Source organism: Polyangium spumosum, from assembly GCF_009649845.1.
Taxonomy (GTDB): Bacteria; Myxococcota_A; Polyangia; order Polyangiales; family Polyangiaceae; genus Polyangium; species Polyangium spumosum.
The window spans coordinates 1-2550 of sequence record NZ_WJIE01000051.1; the positions used below are offsets into that span (position 1 = coordinate 1).

The 2550-nt window shown below is 71.1% G+C and carries 2 protein-coding genes; one reads left to right on the plus strand and one right to left on the minus strand.

Annotation, left to right across the window (positions count from 1 at the left end; translation table 11 throughout):
* Positions 1–288: hypothetical protein (locus GF068_RS43175; protein WP_206079683.1), on the minus strand; the 288-nt coding region annotated here is incomplete at its 3' end.
* A gap of 1019 nt (positions 289–1307) precedes the next feature.
* On the opposite strand from GF068_RS43175, the gene GF068_RS43180 reads away from it, so the two are divergent.
* On the plus strand, positions 1308–1604 hold the full coding sequence (locus tag GF068_RS43180; protein WP_153825421.1) for a hypothetical protein: 297 nt from the start codon (positions 1308–1310) through the stop codon (positions 1602–1604).
* Positions 1605–2550 lie beyond the last annotated feature (946 nt).

The following is a 2550-nucleotide window of genomic DNA, read 5'->3' on the forward strand; positions in this document are numbered from 1 at the left end:
GGGGGGCGGGTGCGCCTCGTGCTCGCCGGCCTCGTGCATCGAGGCGGCGCGCGGCGAGCGGCGCGCGTCGAAATCTCCCCCGAGGTCTCGCGGCCATGACCGCGCTCGACCGCGAAGATCCGCGGGCTCGACGTGGGGGGCGGGTGCGTCGCGACCGACCCCGGGGCCATCGAGGCGGCGCGGCGAGCTCGCCGGCCTCGTGCTCGTCGCCTCGTGCATCGAGGCGGCGCGGCGCTCGACGCCGGCCTCGGGCTCGACGTGCGCCTCGTGCTCGTCGGCCTCGTGCATCGAGGGGGCGCGGCGAGCGTCGAGCGTCGAAATCTCCCCCGAGGTCTCGCGGCCATGACCGCGCTCGACGTCGAATTTTGGCCACCCCCGCATGCGGGGGGTCGAGCAGCCATAATTCGGCCAAAAAGCTTGTCGTGACACACGCACGCTCGCGCGCTCTTGCTCGTGTGCGTCGACCGTGGGCGGGTGCGTCGGGACGTACCCCCGAGGACGCCGGCCCCAGCTCGCCGGCCTCGGGCATCGAGGGGCGCGGCGCTCGACGTCGGCCTCGGGCTCGTCGCCCTGGACGCCGGCCCCCAGCTCGCCGGCCTCGGGCATCGCGGCGGACGGCGCGGCGAGCGTTGAAATCTCCCCCGAGGTCTCGCGGCCGTGACCGCGGACGAGCAGCTATTTCGCTGGGATTTCGGCGACGGCCGCCAGCGTGGCGGAAATGAAGAGCTCTCCTCGACGTGCTCGACGCGCCGAGGTTTCGCCTGACGGGCGCTCGACGCTGTCGCGCCGAGGACGCGGGCCCGAAGCTGCTCGCCTTCGGCGTCGAGCGACGGCTGGGAGCTGCTCGCCCTCGGGCGGCCGAGGTCGACGGGGGGCCGATGTCTTCCCCGGCCCGAGGCGCCGAGACCGCGCTCGAGGCGAGGCCTACACGTCAGCGACGCTCGACGCGCCGAGGTTTCACCGGACGCACGCTCGACGTCGTTGCGTCGAGCTCGACGTCCGGGGCCGTTCGTCCTCAGTGGTCGAGGGCGCGAGCGGCGCGGATGACGTTCGACGTGCCGACGGCGCGGCGGGAAGAGAGGACGCGGCGAGGGGTCTCGTCGAGGGATGGTCGCTCAACACTTGGGTATGATCGTCATGAAGTCTCCTCGTTGTCGTGGACGCGGCGATGGTAGGCGTGCCGGTATCGACGAGGCAACGGGCGGATTTCGACGAACTCATCGCCGTGCCAACGGGTTGACGTGTCGCGGATGCCGGGTTAACTACGCCTTCACCGCGGGGGGCAACACGTTCGAGGGAGACGTCTCATGGGACAGGCATTTGGGCTCATCCGAGGGTCAGACGGCGCCGTGGTTTCCGGCTCTGGAAACTTCACGGTCAAGAAGACCAGCACCGGTACCTACACCATCACGTTCGAGGGCACGTTCGCAAATCTGCCCGTCATCGCGGGTTCCCCGTACAACCAATACGCCACCGCCACCGTGGTCTTTGGCAATGAATGGGAGAACAGGAGCGAAGGCACCGTCAACGTCACCACCGGCTTCACTGACCAGCGCCAGTGGATGGACCTCGATTACTTCAGCTTCATTGCGATGTGGCCGTAGTCGCTCGTCCTCGGGGTTGAGGGAACGGCGCCGATTTCTTCCTCGACCCCGACGCACAGTGACCGCGCTCGACCGCGAAGATCCGCGGGCTCGACGTGGGGGGCGGGTGCATCGAGGGCGCGGCGCTCGACGTGGGCCTCGTGCTCGTCGCCCTGCTCGCCGGCCTCGGGCATCGAGGCGGACGGCGCGGCGCGCGTCGAAATCTCCCCCGAGGTCTCGCGGCCATGACCGCGCTCGACGTCGAATTTTGGCCACCCCCGCATGCGGGGGGGGTCGAGCGGCCATAATTCGGCCAAAAAGCTTGTCGCGACACACGCTTGCACGCGTGCTCTTGTGCGGCTGCATCGACCGCGGGCGGGTGCGTCGGGACGTACCCCCGAGGACGCCGGCCCCAGCTCGTCGGCCTCGGGCATCGAGGCGGCGCGGCGCTCGACGCCGGCCTCGTGCTCGTCGCCCTGGACGCCGGCCCCAGCTCGTCGGCCTCGGGCTCGACGTCGGCCTCGTGCTCGTCGGCCTCGTGCTCGTCGGCCTCATGCATCGAGGCGGCGCGGCGAGCGGCGCGCGTCGAAATCTCCCCCGAGGTCTCGCGGCCGTGACCGCGCTCGACCGCGAAGATCCGCGGGCTCGACGTGGGGGGCGGGTGCGTCGCGACCGACCCCGGGGCCATCGAGGGGCGCGGCGCTCGACGTGCGCCTCGTGCTCGCCGGCCCCAGCTCGTCGGCCTCGGGCTCGACGTGGGCCTCGTGCTCGTCGGCCTCGGGCATCGAGGCGGCGCGGCGAGCGGCGCGCGTCGAAATCTCCCCCGAGGTCTCGCGGCCGTGACCGCGCTCGACGTCGAATTTTGGCCACCCCCGCATGCGGGGGGGGTCGAGCGGCCATAATTCGGCCAGAAAGCTTGTCGAGACACACGCTTGCACGCGTGCTCTTGTGCGTGCGCGCCGACCGT